This is a genomic window from Duganella radicis (genome assembly GCF_009720825.1).
GTDB classification, from domain to species: Bacteria; Pseudomonadota; Gammaproteobacteria; order Burkholderiales; family Burkholderiaceae_D; genus Rugamonas; species Rugamonas radicis.
The window spans coordinates 22516-38217 of record NZ_WNKY01000024.1; the positions used below are offsets into that span (position 1 = coordinate 22516).

Annotated in this window: 10 protein-coding genes; 6 read left to right on the forward strand and 4 right to left on the reverse strand. The window is 65.8% G+C overall.

The features are described 5' to 3' along the window. The first annotated feature begins 54 nt into the window (after nucleotides 1-54). A complete protein-coding gene (locus tag GM676_RS19830; RefSeq protein ID WP_155465618.1) occupies nucleotides 55-4845 on the forward strand; it encodes a hybrid sensor histidine kinase/response regulator in 4791 nt (1596 codons plus the stop codon). On the opposite strand, the gene GM676_RS19835 is transcribed toward GM676_RS19830, so the two are convergent. Then, a complete protein-coding gene (locus tag GM676_RS19835; RefSeq protein ID WP_155465619.1) occupies nucleotides 4821-5981 on the reverse strand; it encodes a putative peptide maturation dehydrogenase in 1161 nt (386 codons plus the stop codon). The genes GM676_RS19830 and GM676_RS19835 overlap by 25 nt on opposite strands. A 151-nt stretch (nucleotides 5982-6132) precedes the next feature. On the opposite strand from GM676_RS19835, the gene GM676_RS31590 reads away from it, so the two are divergent. Then, nucleotides 6133-6390 carry an NHLP-related RiPP peptide gene (locus GM676_RS31590; protein ID WP_170304326.1) on the forward strand — a complete coding sequence of 86 codons (258 nt, stop codon included), beginning with the start codon at nucleotides 6133-6135 and terminating at the stop codon, nucleotides 6388-6390. A gap of 12 nt (nucleotides 6391-6402) precedes the next feature. On the opposite strand, the gene GM676_RS19845 is transcribed toward GM676_RS31590, so the two are convergent. Beyond that, entirely contained in the window at nucleotides 6403-8559 is a 2157-nt protein-coding gene (locus GM676_RS19845; protein WP_371866310.1) for a gluconolaconase, read from the reverse strand. Between the two features lie 213 nt (nucleotides 8560-8772). Continuing rightward, on the reverse strand, nucleotides 8773-11028 hold the full coding sequence (locus tag GM676_RS19850; protein WP_155465621.1) for a carboxy terminal-processing peptidase: 2256 nt from the start codon (nucleotides 11026-11028) through the stop codon (nucleotides 8773-8775). Between the two features lie 394 nt (nucleotides 11029-11422). On the opposite strand from GM676_RS19850, the gene GM676_RS19855 reads away from it, so the two are divergent. Continuing rightward, the gene (locus GM676_RS19855; RefSeq protein WP_155465622.1) at nucleotides 11423-13432 is read left to right on the forward strand and encodes a methyl-accepting chemotaxis protein; all 2010 of its coding nucleotides are present in this window, start codon (nucleotides 11423-11425) and stop codon (nucleotides 13430-13432) included. A gap of 51 nt (nucleotides 13433-13483) precedes the next feature. On the opposite strand, the gene GM676_RS19860 is transcribed toward GM676_RS19855, so the two are convergent. Beyond that, complete coding sequence (locus GM676_RS19860) at nucleotides 13484-14035, reverse strand: DUF4351 domain-containing protein (RefSeq protein WP_155465623.1); 552 nt, start codon at nucleotides 14033-14035, stop codon at nucleotides 13484-13486. 179 nt (nucleotides 14036-14214) lie between these two features. Between GM676_RS19860 and GM676_RS19865 the strand changes: the two genes are divergently transcribed. The 3 genes from GM676_RS19865 (at nucleotide 14215) to GM676_RS19875 (ending at nucleotide 15690) form a co-directional block, all read left to right on the forward strand. Continuing rightward, a complete protein-coding gene (locus GM676_RS19865; protein ID WP_211923269.1) occupies nucleotides 14215-14571 on the forward strand; it encodes a DUF2946 family protein in 357 nt (118 codons plus the stop codon). A gap of 76 nt (nucleotides 14572-14647) precedes the next feature. Beyond that, nucleotides 14648-15259 carry an SCO family protein gene (locus GM676_RS19870; RefSeq protein WP_155465625.1) on the forward strand — a complete coding sequence of 204 codons (612 nt, stop codon included), beginning with the start codon at nucleotides 14648-14650 and terminating at the stop codon, nucleotides 15257-15259. Beyond that, the gene (locus GM676_RS19875; RefSeq protein ID WP_155465626.1) at nucleotides 15256-15690 is read left to right on the forward strand and encodes a copper chaperone PCu(A)C; all 435 of its coding nucleotides are present in this window, start codon (nucleotides 15256-15258) and stop codon (nucleotides 15688-15690) included. The genes GM676_RS19870 and GM676_RS19875 overlap by 4 nt, the downstream gene beginning before the upstream one ends. Nucleotides 15691-15702 lie beyond the last annotated feature (12 nt).

Sequence of the window (15702 nt, forward strand, 5' to 3'; positions counted from 1 at the left end):
GCGCCGCTGCTTGCCCACGCCGCGGCCACGCCCTGGCAGAAGCTTGCGCCCACCATGTTCGAGCATCTGGCGCCGGCCGAGCGCGGTTTCCCCAACCCGATCACGATGAGCATCGCCCAGGATGGCGACGGCTTCATCTGGTTTGCCACCCAGGCCGGCCTCGGCCGCTGGGATGGCTACCGCATGCGCAATTTCTTCTTCAAGGCCGACGACCCGCACACCCTGCCGGGCGACTTCGTGCAGACCCTGCACGTCGACCGCCAGGGGCGGCTGTGGCTGGGCACCACCACCGGCGGCGTGGCCATGTACGACAAGCGCGGCGAGCGCTTCGTGCGCTACCCGGCCGGCCCGCAGGGCCTGAGCAGCCCGGCCATCACCGCGCTGGCCAGCGACCCGCGCGGCGGCATCTGGGTCGGCACCGCGGCCGGCCTCGATTACATCGACACCGACGGCGCCATCCGCCACTACCCGCGCGAAGCCAGCGCCGCCGGCGGCCCGCGCAGCAACCAGATCCGCGCGCTGGCGGTCGATCCGGCCGGCGACCTGTGGATCGGCTCCGCCGCCGGCCTGACGCGCCGCGACAGCGGCAACGGCAAGTTTGAGGACCTGCCGCTGACCAACGCCCCGGCCGACGCCGTGCTGTCGCTGGCCGCCACCGGCAGCGGCGAGGTGGTGTTCGGCACCCTCAAGAGCGGCGTCGGCGTGGCGCGCGCCGGCGACGCCGCCCGCCTGCTGACGCTGGCGCAGGTGAAGGATGCCGGCAGCGCCATGGTGCTGTCGCTGAGCGAGGCCAAGCCCGGCCTGTGGTGGGCGGCCACCTACGGCGGCGGCGTGATCGAATTCGACCTCAACGGCAACGGCCGCCGCATCGTGCACCGGCCAGCCACCGCCATCAGCCTGGGCCATGACCGCACCGCCGCCGTGCTGCGCGACCGCAGCGGCCTGGTGTGGGTGGCCAACGAGCGCGGCGTCGACATCCACAACCCGGCCAACGACACCGTGGCCACCATCCTGGACGGCGCCGGCCTGCCGGAAATTTCCGCCTTCGCCTTCCTGACCGACGCCGGCCAGCGCCTGTGGGTGGCGCTGGGCGACCAGGGCATCGACCTGATCGGTCCGGACGGCACCCGCAGCGCCGGCCTGCGCCCCGATCCCGCCCGCCCTGAAACCGCCCTGCCCAACCGCCTGATCCTCGGCATGGCCGAGGCCGAACCGCAGGAGGCCTGGATCGCCACCGCGCTCGGCCTGTATCACACCAGCGGCAAGGGCACGCGGGTGCGGCGCGTGCCGCTGCCGCAGGCCGATCCGTATCCGCGCATCGGCAGCATCGTGCGCCAGGGCGAGCTGCTGTGGCTGGGCGTGCCGGGCGGCCTGCTGCGCTACGACTTGCGCAGCCGCGGCGCCCAGCTGTACGGCCAGGGCCCGGCCGCCAGCGGCGGCCTGAGCGACAGCCGCATCACCACCATGCGCGCCGCGCCGGACGGCACGCTGTGGGTCGGCACCCGCAACGGCTTGAACCATTTCGATCCGGCCACCGGCAAGGCCGAGCAAATCCTGCCCGACGTCGTGCCCAACCAGTCGCTGCCGCACAGCGTGATCACCTCGCTGGCCTTCGACCAGCAAGGACGGCTGTGGATCGGCAGCAATGGCGCCGGCATCAGCATCCTGGCCGGAGAAAACCAGGACGGCTCGCGCCGCTTCCTGCGCCTCGGCATGGCCGATGGCCTGCCCAGCCTGACCGTCGCCGCGCTCCAGCCGGACAGCGCGGGCCGCATGTGGCTGTCGTCCACCGACGGCTTGGCCACGGTCGACACCAACACGCTCAAGGCGCACATCCTGGACCGCGCCGCCGGGCTGGTGTTCCAGCCCTACATCGTCGGCGCGGCCGGCCGCACGGCGCAGGACGACTTGGTGTTCGGCACCTCGGGCGGCTATGTGGTGGTGCGGCCGGAATTGCCGCATCCGTGGCGCTACCAGCCACCGCTGGTGGTCAGCTCGGTGCGGCTCGATCGTCAGATGGTGGCGGCCGCGCCGCTGCTGGCGCCTGACGCGCACGCGCTGGAGATCCCGCCCGGCACGCGCAAGGTGGAAGTGGAAGTCGCCGCGCTGGACTACTCGGCCAGTCACCGCAACCGCTACGCCTTCCGCCTGGAAGGCTACGACAAGGACTGGGTGGAGGCCGACGCCAGCCACCGCGCCGCCACCTACGCCAACGTGCCGCCCGGTCGCTATCGGTTGGCCATGCGCGGCAGCAACCGCGACGGCACCTGGAGTCCGCATGAACTGAGCATGGAGCTGCATTTCCTGCCGGCCTGGTATCAGACCTGGTGGGCGCGCTTGGGCGCGGTGCTGGCGGTGCTGGTTTCCGGCTGGGGCGCCTATCGCTGGCGCGTGCGCAACCTGCAACAGGAGGTCTATTCGCGCACGCTGCACCTGGAGCGCGTGCACGCCATCGTCAAGTCGATCAACGATGAGCTGGATTTCGACGCCCTGCTGCATACCATTCTGCGCGAATCGAGCGCCATCGGCGAAGTGGGCGTGGCCTATGCGCTGATCTGCGAGGCGCCCGGCGGCCCGCTGGCCATCCGCGCCAGTTGGGGCCACGACGCCCTGCCCTCGGCGCGCGCCGGCATGTCGCTGGCGGCGGCGCAGGCCCAGTTTGTCGACGCGGCCAAGGTGATCGCGCCGGACATGTTCCTCAAGCAGAGCACCATGCTGGCGGTGCAGATCCGCGCCGAGCAGCAGGTGCAGGGTTATCTCGTGTTCAAGCAAAGCACGCCGTTCGCGCGCAAGGATATCGAGATGTTCATGGCGCTGAAGGAACCGTTCGTCTCGGCTTTCCAGAAGGCCAGCGCCATCAGCGCCATCCAGCGCGCGCGCGCCGATGCCGAGGCCTCCACCCGCGCCAAGAGCGAATTCCTGGCCAATATCAGCCACGAGATCCGCACGCCGATGAATGCGATTCTCGGCTTCGCCGGCCTCGGCACGCATCTGGACCTGCCGGCCAAGCCGCACGATTACTTCACCAAGATCGGCCGCGCCGGCCAGAACCTGCTCAACATCATCGACGACGTGCTGGACTTCGCCAAGATCGAATCCGGCAAGCTGGAACTGGAGTCGGTGCCGTTCGACCTGTCCGAAACGCTGGTGCAGATCGCCGACCTGTTCTCGTGGCGCGCGGCCGAAAAAGGCCTGGAGCTGCTGGCCTGGGCCAAGCCGGACGTGCCGCTGCGGCTGGTGGGCGATCCGCTGCGCCTGAACCAGGTACTGGTCAACCTGGTCGGCAACGCCCTCAAGTTCACCGCGCGCGGCCATATCAGCCTGTGCGTGGAGCTGGCGGCGCCACTCGAAAACGGCGTGCCGGTGCGGCTGCGCTTCAACGTGGAGGACACCGGCGTCGGCATCAGCGCCGAGCAGCAGGAGCGCCTGTTCCGCGCCTTCTCGCAGGCCGATACCAGCACCACCCGCCTGTACGGCGGCACGGGGCTGGGACTGGCGATCTCGCAGCAACTGGTGCAGGCTATGGGCGGCCAGATCGTCATCGACAGCCGTCCCGATCACGGCAGCCGCTTCCACTTCGAACTGGCGCTGCAATGCCAGCAGGACGCCGCGCCAACGCTGGCGCCTTCCGCCGCCGCCGGCAAGCGCGTGCTGGTGGTGGCCGCCAACGCCAGCATGCGCGACATGCTGGAACAACAGCTGCACAGCGAAGCCTATCTGGTCAGCACGGTCAACAGCGGCGCCGCGGCGCTGGATTACCTGTCGCGCGACGCGGCCGATCTGGTGCTGCTGGACTGGGACCTGCCGCACCTGAACGGCGGCGCCACGGCGCAGCGCATGCGCGCCGCCCACGCCGCCTTGCCGATGGTGTTGATGATGACCGAGTTCTCGCGCGAAGCGGCCGAGCTGGCGTCGGCCCAGGCGGGCGTCAGCGCGCTGCTGGTCAAGCCGGTGCACGCGGCGCAGTTGCGCCAGGCGGTGCTGGTCGGCTTGGGCCTGGCGCTGCCGGTGCGGCCGGATTTGTCGGCCTCGCCCAAGCTGTCGGAAATGGCGCAGCGCATCGCCGGCGCGCGCGTGCTGGTGGTGGACGACAACGTCATCAACCAGCAGGTGGCGCGGGAGGTGCTGCTGGGCGCCGGCGTGCAGGTGGAGCTGGCCGGCAGCGGCATCGAAGCCATGCACCTGGTGGACCAAGGCCAGTACGACGCGGTGCTGATGGACATCCAGATGCCCGGCATGGATGGCTACGAGACCACGGCCCGCATCCGCGCCCGGCCCGAACATGCGCAACTGCCGCTGATCGCCATGACGGCGCACGCCGTGGCCGGCTTCCGCGAGAGCAGCCTGGGCATGGGCATGAACGATTACGTCACCAAGCCGATCGATCCGGAACGTTTGTTCACGGTGCTGGCGACGCAGATCCGGCGCGCGCCCGAACGCAGCGCGGCGATGCCACCGCCGCCGGCCGGCGCGCACGCGGGGCCCGCGACAATGACCGCGGCCGGCATGGACAGCGCCGCCGCGCTGTCGCGGCTGGGCGGCAACCGCAAGCTGCTGGCGGTGCTGCTGGAGCGTTTCGTGCAGGATTTCGAGGCCACGCCGGAGCAGTTGCGCGCGGCGCTGGCGCACGGCGCCTACGAGCAGGCGGCGCTGCTGGTGCACAAGGTGCGCGGCGCGGCCGGCAATCTGTCGATGCCGGAGCTGCACCGCAGCGCCGGCGAACTGGAACAAGTACTGCTGTCGCCGCAGCGCGAGCAGCATCAGGCCGCGCTGGCGGCGTTTGCCGCCGCGCTGGAACAGGTGATGGAAGGCGTGGCCGGTCAGATCGCGTCGGTCTCGCCGTAGCGCAGTTCGACCATGGTGCGCGGGCCGTTGGCCGCCGGGCCGCAACCGCATACCGCCACCACCGCATGGCGCAGGTGATCGAGGTTCAGCATCCGCTCGATATCGACATCATTGATGGCGGCCGTCACAAAGGCCGGCATGCCCGCTTCCGTCGCCAGCAGGTAGAAGGTCTGCGACAGATGGCCGGCATCCAGCGCCAGCGCGCGGTAGGCCTTCTGGTGATTGCGGTACTTCCAGAAGCTGCGCTCCATGCGCCCCACCATCAGCACCTGCAAGGGCGCATCGGCCAGCCAGTGCTGGTCGGCCAGCACCTGTTTGGCCAGCGCCGCCGCGGCCACGCTGTCGAGCGCGCGCAACGGCCGCAGCTCATGCTCGATCGGATGATAGTGGTACAGGCCGGGCGCCACGCCATCCACACGCTGCGCCAGCACGAAGGCTTCCACCGGATGCAGGCCGCCGCCCGATGGGCTGGTCTTTTTTAGCACCGAGCTATGCGGACCGATGGTGCGCACCTCCTGTGCGCCGAAGGTCCGATGCAGCAGGCGCGCCGCCACCTCCAGCGGCACGCCGGCCTGCACATCGAAATTGCGGCCGGTGTAACGGTGCAGCAGTTGCTCATCCAGATGGCCGCCCGGCGCCGCCGGCAGCTTGAGCGCGCCCTGCGCCGGCAGATCGAACGTCGGTGGCGGCGGTTCGCCAAACTGGTCGAGCAAGGCCTGGAAGCTGGGCGCCTCCATGCCGTTCTCGCTGGTGACTTCCCGCCAGCGGCCGAAGGTATGCGCCAGCGCCGACAACGGCCGCCAGTGGGTGGCGCGCAAAGTCTCGTCGCGTTCGCGGGTGGTGGCGTATTGCGGCGTATCGCCGATCAGCAAACCCAGCGCCAGCAAGCGCGCCACGCAGTCCTCGCCGTGACGCTGCTCGCAGGCGGCGCGCTCGTTCCACACGGTCTGGCTGATGGCGCCCAACGCCGCCAGCTCGCCGCCGTCGATCGTCAGCTCCTGATCCAGATGTGGCGCCAGCGCCACCCAGTGGCTGTCGGCCGCCAGGCCGCTGCCGCCGGCCAGCACGGCCCGCCAGTCGATGGACAATTGTTCGCGTGATTCGATGTACAGCACTGCGCAGCGGCGGATCTTCATGGCGTTCCATTTCAGGCTCAGGGAAGTGCTGAGTCTAGCCTATGCCCATGCCCGCTGGCAACGATCAGGCTTGGCAAATGCGGAGCTTTGCCGTAGCATGACTCGCGCATGGAGACATGCCATTCATTATTCCAACCGAGGGACATACTATATGAAAAATTCCAGCGAACTCAGCGCCATCCTCGATAAACTCGCGCACGATCACGACTTCCGCGAACACCTGCTGACCGACCCGGTCGCCGCACTGGCAGGCGTGGGCGTGACCCTGCATCCGGACGAGGTGCCTGCGCAGCGCAGCCTGCCATCGCAAGCCGCCATCGCCGCCGACAAGGAGCAACTGGTCAGCCACCTGGAAAGCACGGCTTCCATGTGGCCTTTCCTGCTGTCCGGCGCCGTCCTGCCAAGCTGAGTTCCCGCCCCGCTAGTCGATCGTGACCGCCAGCTCGCGGTTGCGATTGGCGGCATTGCCGGCATAGTCCTGCGCCGTGATGCGCAGGATGTAATTGCCCGGCCCCAGTTCCCCCACCTTCCACGCCCCCGGCGTCAGCCTGCCGTTGATCAGCTTGTTGTTGATGGCGTAGGCAAAGCGCGTCTCCGTTGCGCCATGCACCGTGATGCCGCTGTTGGCCGCATACACCAGCTTGACCGCGTCACGGTTGCGCGGCAGACGGTCGTACTGCTGCGTGATGATGGGTTCGGTCATGCCGGGTATGGTGTCGCCATCCTGGTTCAGCAGCTGGTAGCCGAGCTTGTAGACGCCCAGGCGGCGGCGCTTCTGGTTGCCGTTGATCTGGTCGCTGGCGTCGACCACGATCTGCGCCTCCCCCAGGCTGCGCGGAATCAGCAGACGGCCGTCACGCTTTTCGGTCAGCGGCTTGCCCTTGGCGTCCAGCACGCTGATGCTGTTGATTTCGGGCGCGATGGTGTCCTCCAGATCGATGAACGGCAGCAGCAGCGGATTGAGCGGACCGCCGTTCGGCTTGTAGTCGAGGTGGACGTGCGCCATGCGGTTGATGGTGCCCAGCGTTTCCCCGGCCGCGAAGCGCGTGCCGCGCTTGACGCGCACCGCCGTCGCCGCGCCCTTTTCATTGCGGCTGACCAGGAAGCGCGGATCCAGCGGCTTGTCTTTCGCGTCGCGGCCGACGCGCATGTGCACGTACTGCATGCCGGCCAGCGCCAGCCCTTCCGACAATTCGCCATAACCCCAGCTGGCGCGCGGATCGGTGATCTTGCCGGCCGTGACCACCTGCACCGGCGTGCCGATGGCGGCCTGCACATCGAGCCCGGTGTGGAAATGATCGCGGCTCTCGCCATCGAAATTGCCGCGCACCTCGCCCATCAGGCCGACCACTTCGTGCGGCTTGTTCTGCGGCTTGACCGGCCACTGGATAGTGGCGCTGTGCGACGGCAGGCCCGGCGGCGGCACGTCGGCTTGCGGCTCCTCGTCCGCGCTCACCACGTCGATGCGGTGCAGGCGGAAGGTGGCGCCGTCGGTCACGAACAGCGAACCATCCCTGGCCAGCGCGATGCCGCGTGGCGAGTACAGGCGCACCGCGCCGTCGGCGCCGGTGGCCGCCTCGGCCGGATGATCGATATCGCGCAAGGCCACCACCTCGCCGGCCGGCGTGATCTGCGCCACCCGGCCGTGCCCGCTGCTGGCGAGGTAAAGGAAGCCGTCGCCGGTCAGGGCCAGGCCGACTGGCGAACGCAGCAGCGAATCGCGGTCGTCCTCCTTCGCGACGGCGATGGTGCTGACCGTGCCATCCCGGGCCAGCTTGCGGATGGCGTGATTGGCCGTGTCGGCAATGTACAGATCGCCGCTGGCGCTGATGGCCAGGCCGGTCGGTGTGTCGAACAGGGCTTGCGCCGCCGCGCCGTCCGCCTTGCCGGCACGCTTGCCGCCGGCGATGGTGGTCACCGTGCCATCCGGCGCGATGCGGCGGATGCGGTCGTTATAAGTGTCGGCCACGTAGACGTTGCCGTCGGCATCGACCGCCACGCCGAGCGGACCGTTGAACTGGGCGCCGGCGCCCTTGCCATCCTTGTCGCCGGCCATGCCATCGCCAGCCAGCGTCGACACCGTGCCATCGGGCGTCACCTTGCGGATGGCGTTGTTGCCGGTATCGGCCACGTACAGATTGCCGGCGCCGTCAATCGCCAGGCCAGACGGGGTATTGAATGCGGCCGCGCCGCCCTTGCCTTCGGCATAGCCCTCGGCGCCGCCAGCCAGCAGCGTGCTGACGCCGGCCAGGTCGATCTTGCGAATGCTGTTGTTGTCGCCGCCGTCGGCGACGTAGAGATTGCCTTCCTGGTCCAGCACCACGCCAAAAGGATCGGCAAAGCGCGTGCGGCGGCCGTTGCCATTGCTGGCGCCGGGCAGGCCATCGCCGGCCACGGTGGTCACGCGCGCGTGCCAGCCGGTCGGCGTGCCGGCCGCCCTGGGCCGCGCCACCGGGCTGGCTGCTTCATGTTGGGACGGTTTGTGCAGCACCAGATAGGCGACGCCGCCGCCGACCGCCGCGCCACCCAGCGCCAGCGCCAGCGCCAGCAATGCGAGTTTGAATTGAGCAGGAGACACTTATCTGAACCTAAACGTTGATATATAGAAAGCTTACCCGATCTCGGGCCCGTTCAGGCAAAAAAAAGGCCCGCTCTGGGAGCGGGCCGAAGTCTATTTCCTTGGAGGAGATAGAGGAGACAAACGAAGTATGCTGCGTCACAGCATATAAATCCAATTTATCTTTCCAATGCCAGACATTCACACGAGGAATGTCTGGCGAATTTTGCCTGGTTATTTGCTGTCGGCGGCGTAGGGCAGCACGCGGGAGGCCATGCGGGTGTCGGTTTTCAGCACGCTGACCTCGTCCGACAGGATGTGCACCGCTTCGTTCAGCAGCACATCCTTGGCGGCCTTGGCGGCCTTTTCCGCTTCCAGCTCGGCCGCCAGCGAACGCTCGGCGCCCTGCAGGCCGTCGTCGCTGCGCAGCGCGCCTTTCACCCCCGCCACTTTCGGCGACGGCGCCGGCTTGCCGTTGGCCGGCTTAGCCGAGATCGCCTTGTTGAGGGCGTCTCTCGGGTCCGGCACCAGGATGGGATCGTCCGCGCCCGGCGTGTTCGACAGCAGGCGCGCCTCGCGCAGCTTGGCGCGCGCCTCCTGCTGGTCGCGCTCCTTGCGGCGCGCGGCTTCGTTCAGCGAGATCGAGTTTTCCTTGCGCTGCTTCTTCACCAGCGCGATGTCCTCGGCCAGGTACTGGAAGTCCTTGTCCTTGGCCACGCGGGCATCGTGCTTCTTATCCAGCAGCGGCACGATTTCCTTCATGTCGCCGGTCGGGATGTAGATGGCCGGCTTGATCTGGGTCCACGGCAAGGCGTTCTCGTAGCTCGATTCGCCAAAGGTGTCGGAATCGCCCATGGTCGGCAGCTTGATGTCCGGCGTCACGCCGCGCAGCTGGGTGGTGCCGCCATTGATGCGGAAGAATTGCGCGATGGTGAACTTCAGCTCGCCATAGTGCACCTTGTCGTTCTGGGCAAAGCGGTCCAGTCCGAACAGGGTTTGCACCGTGCCCTTGCCGAAGCTCGGCTCGCCGATGATGAGACCACGGCCGTAATCCTGGATCGCGGCGGCAAAGATTTCCGAGGCCGAGGCCGAACCACGGTTGATCAGCACGCCCATCGGACCGTCCCAGGCCATGCCCGGATTGGTGTCGCTCTCGACCTCGACCTTGTTGTCGCCGTTGCGCTGCATGACCACCGGGCCCTTGTCGATGAACAGGCCGGTCAGTTCCACCGCCTCGGTCAGCGAGCCGCCGCCGTTGTTGCGCAGGTCGATCAGCACGTTGTCGACCTTGTCCTTTTTCAGCTCGGCCAGCAGGCGCGCGACGTCGCGCGTGGCCGACTTGAAGTCCTTGTCGCCCTTGCGGCGCGCTTCGAAGTCCATGTAGAAGGTCGGCAGCGAAATCACGCCCACCCGGCGCTTGGCGGCGCCATCCTTGACTTCATAGATGGTTTTCTTGGCCGACTGCTCTTCCATGCTGATCTTTTGGCGCACCAGAGAGACGAACTGGTGCTTGGCATCGGCGCCGCCATCGGCCGGGATGATTTCCAGCTTGACGGTCGAGTCTTTCGGACCGCGGATCAGCGCCACCACGTCGTCCAGGCGCCAGCCCAGCACTTCGGTCATCGGCGTTTTCTCATCCTTGGCCACGCCGACGATCTTGTCGCCGACCTTGATCTTGCCGGACAGGCCGGCCGGGCTGCCGGTCACCACCTCGCGCACCACGGTGTAGTCGTCGCGCGATTGCAGCACGCAACCGATGCCCTCCAGCGACAGGCGCATGGCGATGTCGAAGTTTTCCGCCGCGCGCGGGCCGAGGTAGTTGGTATGCGGCTCGATCGACATGGCGTAGGCGTTCATGAAGATCTGGAACACATCCTCATTGGTCAGCTTGCGTGACGGGCTGAGGTAGCCCTCGTAACGCTTGTCCAGCGTCTCGCGGATGGCCTTGTCGTCCTTGCCGGCCAGCTTCAGGCGCAGCCACTCGTTCTTGACACGCTTGCGCCACAGGTCCTTGACCTCGGCGTCGCTCTTGGCCCACTCGGCCTTTTCGCGGTCGTACTGATAGCTTTCGTCGGAGGTGAATTCAAACTTGCCCTGCTTGACCAGTTCGCGCGCGTAGGCGATGCGCTCGTTGAAGCGCTGCTGGTACAGGTTGAAGATGGCAAACGGCACGCTCAGGTTTTCGCCATTGATGGCGTCGTCCAGGCGGGTGCGCACGATGGCGTATTGATCGATGTCGCCTTGGGTGAAGAACATTTTCTCCGCGTCCAGCGACTTGAAGTAGCGGTCGAAAATTTTCTCAGACATGGCGTCGTCCAGCGGCGCCGGTTTGTAGTGCAGCTTGCTCAGCACCCGCGAGGCCCACAGGGCCGCCTGGGTTTGGCCCGGCTGGGGCTTGAGCGCGGTGTCGGCCGTTTTTTCCGGCACGGCGGCGCCGGCCTGCACTGACAGGGCCGCCAGAACGGCCACCAACAGCATTTGCTTCTTCATCGGCTTACTCCGAAAGATAATGGGTTTGTTGCATGGATGCGTGCCGCTTCATTCTACAGGATAGCAGTCAGCGTACGGGGCTGGTATGCCGGAGTTTCACTGGCTAAGCTTAAGGATAGCTGAAATGAAACATGCCTTCACCCGCTTTTACCAGACAGAAATACTTCCTCTTTGTTTACAAGTCATTGTTTTATAAATAGAAATCTTTCGAGCAGTTCTTCAGTTTAGTTGCTTTGCAGCAAAAATCTGGTATCATTCTGGTCTCAGCTTCATTTGACGGCCTGCGCAACCCACCAGCGGCAGTGCCCACTTGCCTTTGCAGTGCTCCACCGTCTCCGGAGCACGCTCGATTAAGAGCGACCTCAACCGCAGTACCTTTTCTCTAAGAAGATCAATGAAAACAATATTCAATCCCCGTGACTGGGGTGTCGGTAGCAAAATTACCGTTTTTACTTTCGGCCTGATCAGTGTGATCCTGGCCATCCTGCTCACCCTGATTAACCTGAGCACCTCGTCGATGTTGAAAGAGCGCGCCAAGGCCAACGTGGCCAACACGCTCAACGGCATCAGCAATACCGTGGAGGTGTTCAACACCGCCATGATGAACGAGGCCTCCAGCTTCGCCCGCCTGTTTGCCTCGCAGTTCAGCGGCGGCCAGTTCACCCTGGACCCGGCCGCCACGGTCGACATCGGCGGCAAGCCGACGCCATCGCTCAAGTTTGCCGGCAAGACGCTGAACATGGACTTCGGCATCCCGGATAAATTCACCACCGAGACCGGCGTCATCGTCACCATCTTTGCCGCCAGCGGCGACGAGTTCGTGCGCGTGACCACCTCCCTGAAAAAGGAAAACGGCGAGCGCGCCGTGGGCACCCAGCTGGACCACGCCCACCCGAGCTATCCGCTGCTGCGCGCCGGCAGCAACTACATCGGCCTGGCCACCCTGTTCGGCAAGCAGTTCATCACGCAATACGATCCGATCAAGGATGACAGCGGCAAGGTGATCGGCGTGCTGTTCATCGGCCTCGACATCTCCAGAAACATGGCGATGCTGAAGGAGAAAATCAAGGCCATCAAGATCGGCGAGACCGGCTATGTCTATGTGCTGAACGCGGCGGCCGGCAAGACCCAGGGCAATGCGCTGGTCCATCCTTCCCAGGAAGGCAACAGTCTGCTCGACAGCAAGAGCAGCGACGGCGTGCCCTTCGTCAAGGAGATGCTGGAGGCCAAATCGGGCAGCATGACCTATGACTGGGCCGACAAGGCCGGCGAGACGCCGCGCGAGAAGATGGTCGACTTCCACACCTTCAAGCCGTGGAACTGGCTGATCGCGGGCGGCACCTACACCGAGGAGATCACCCAGGAGGCCGGCCAGCTGCGCAACCGCTACGCCTTGCTGGGCCTGATCGCGCTGGTGCTGTTTGCCGGCGTGCTGTTCCTGCTGGTGCGCTCGGTGGTGTCGCGTCCGCTGGCACGCGCCACCGAGGCGGCCGACCGCATCGCCAAGGGCGACCTGGACGTGCACCTGCAAATCGATAACAAGGATGAGATCGGCCTGGTGCTGCGCTCGCTGAACAACATCAGCGACAACCTGTCCGGCGTAGTCGGCCAGGTGCGCGCGGGCGCCGAGCAGATCACCACCGCCTCCAGCGAAATCGCCCAGGGCAATCTGGACCTGTCGGGCCGCACCGAGGAACAGGCCTCCAGCCTGGAGGAAACCGCCGCCTCGATGGAGGAGCTGAGCACCGCCGTGACGCAGAACGCCGAGAACGCCTCGCAAGCCAACCAGATGGCGCTGGCGGCATCCGGCATCGCCGCCAAGGGTGGCGAGGTGGTGGCGCAGGTGGTCGATACCATGGGTTCGATCACCGCGTCCTCGCGCAAGATTGCCGACATTATTTCCGTGATTGACGGCATCGCGTTCCAGACCAACATCCTGGCGCTGAATGCGGCGGTGGAAGCGGCGCGCGCTGGCGAACAGGGCCGCGGCTTTGCGGTGGTGGCGTCGGAAGTGCGCAGCCTGGCGCAGCGTTCGGCCACGGCGGCCAAGGAGATCAAGGAACTGATCGACGATTCCGTCAGCAAGGTGGAAGTGGGCAGCAAGCAGGTGGAACAGGCCGGCACCACCATGCAGGAAGTGGTGGAAAGCGTGCGCCGCGTGACCGACATCATGGCCGAGATCAGCCACGCCAGCGAAGAGCAGCGCGCTGGCATCGGCCAGGTGCACGAAGCCATCACGCAGATGGACCAGGTGACGCAGCAGAACGCCGCGCTGGTGGAACAAGCCGCCGCTGCCGCGCAAGCGCTGCAAGACCAGGCGCATGAACTGGAAGACGTGGTGCGCATCTTCAAGCTGGGCAGCCAGCCGGCGCTGCGCCATGAACGCCGTCTGGCGCTGAAGTAATCTCGGCTGAAGCCAGCCATGGCCGCCCGGTGAAAACCGTGGCGGCTTTTTTTATCCCAACACCTGCTTGAGCGACTGCGCCTCCAGCAGCGCCTCACTCCAGGCATCCAATTCCGCCAGACTAGCCTTGGCCAATTTTTTGCGGGCGCTTTTCGAAAGCGGCCCAAAGCGCCGCTCAAGCAAACGCTCCAATACCGCGACCGCCCCTTCCTTGCGTCCTCTTTCCAGCCCTTGCTCCAGCCCTTGTTTCATACCGACTTCCATGCCATCTTCAAAAAACATCTGCTCCAGAGGGTTCCTTAATTCCATTTCTTGCTCCTTGTCCAATTGAAGAACAGCCAGCCAGTAACGTCTCTGATACGACCGTGGCAAAACCATCATCCAGTTAATCACCTTGAACAACACGATTATGCGCTTCCTGCTCCAGCGATGCAGGAACAGTTGCCTCGTTAAGTGCCGCTTCGAGATATAAAGTTCGTCCGAGTTGTGGCGAGCCTGTTGGGTACGCAAATGGGCCTCGGCGACCCAGGCAATCGGATTGTGCGAGGCCAACAAAGCGTCGCCGCCAATTCTTTGGCGCGGAAGCGCGGCCGTTTCGACCAATCGATTTCAGGGCTGATCTCTGGAAAAAAGAAAGCAACGAAATGACGGAAAGCATGCGTCAGGGCGGCTTTCCAGGGCAGGTCGTAGCGGGCGGACGGTGCGGTGGCAGGCATCAGCCCAGTCTACGGCCACACTACCCCCTCGCCGTATTGATGCGGTACAAGGGTTATAATTGCGGGATGCCTACTCTCTTCCAGCACCGGCGCCTGACCAGCCTGATCGTCTTCGTGACGATCCTGCTGAATTTGTGCGCGCCCGCGATTGGCAAGGCGGTGACGGTGCTGGCCGCCGATCCGCTGGTCCTGGATATTTGCAGCGCTTCGCCAGCCCCGGCGCCGGCCAAGCAGCCCGGCCACGCCATCAAGCATTGCGTGTTCTGCGCCCCCTACAGCGGCAGCGAGGCGCCGCCGCCTGCGCCGGCCGGCCTGCTATCCGTGCTGGAGGGCCACGACGATTACCCGCTGCCGCGGCACGACGTGCCGGCAGCGGCCAGCCCGCGCACGACCGCACAGCCGCGCGGCCCGCCCGCCGCCTGAGACGACACATCGCACCGCCGCGCCCCGCCCCGCTGCGTCGCGCGGCATCCGTAACATGCGTTTTACAGGACTCTCTATGCAACGTCGTATCTTCATGTCGTCGTTGGCCGCCTTGCCTTTGTTGGCGGGCGCGGCGCACGCCGCCGGTTTCAATTCCATCGACATCACCGGCGCCAGCATCGGCCCCGACTACCAGCTGTTCTACACCGACGGCAAACCCGCCTCGCTGCGCGACTTCAAGGGCAAATATGTGATGCTGTTCTTCGGCTTCACCCAGTGCCCGGACGTCTGCCCCACCGCCCTCGCGCGCGCGGTGGAGATCAAGCGTCTGCTGGGCGCCGATGGCAACAAGGTGCAGGTGGTGTTCGTCACCGTCGATCCGGAGCGCGACACCGCCGCGCTGCTGACCGAATACACGCGCGCCTTCGATCCCGGCTTCGTGGCCGTGCGCGGCAACCAGGAACAAACCGCCAAGGCCGCCAAGGACTTCAAGATCTTTTATCGCAAGGTGCCGAGCGGCAGTTCCTACACCATGGACCACACCGCCCTCACCTACGTGTTCGACGCCAACGGCAAAATCCGCCTGGCGATGAAGCACGAACAAACCGCCCAGCAATGCGCCGACGATCTGCGCCAGCTGATGAACCCCAAAAAAGAAACCGGCTTCCTGAAAGGACTCTTCCAATGAAAAAATTACTCTCGCTCTTCCTGATGGCCGCGCTGCCGGCGCTGGCCCAGGTCACCGTCGGCGAACCGTGGGTGCGCGCCACCGTGGCCGCACAAAAAGCCACCGGCGCCTTCATGACGCTCACCTCCACCCAAAACGCCAAACTGGTCGGCGTCAGCTCGCCCGCCGCCGGCGTGGTGGAAGTCCACGAAATGAAAATGGAAAACGACATGATGAAAATGCGCCAGCTGCCAGCGCTGGATCTGCCGGCCGGCAAGCCAGTCAAGCTGGCCCCGGGCGGCTATCACCTGATGCTGCTGGACCTGAAGCAAGCACTGAAAGACGGCGACAAGATCCCGCTGACGCTGGAGATTGAAGACGCGCAAAAGGTGCGCAGCAAGGTGCAGGTCGAAGCCCCGGTCAGGCCGCTGAATTCCGCCGCGGCGCACTGAGCAGCGGCAGGC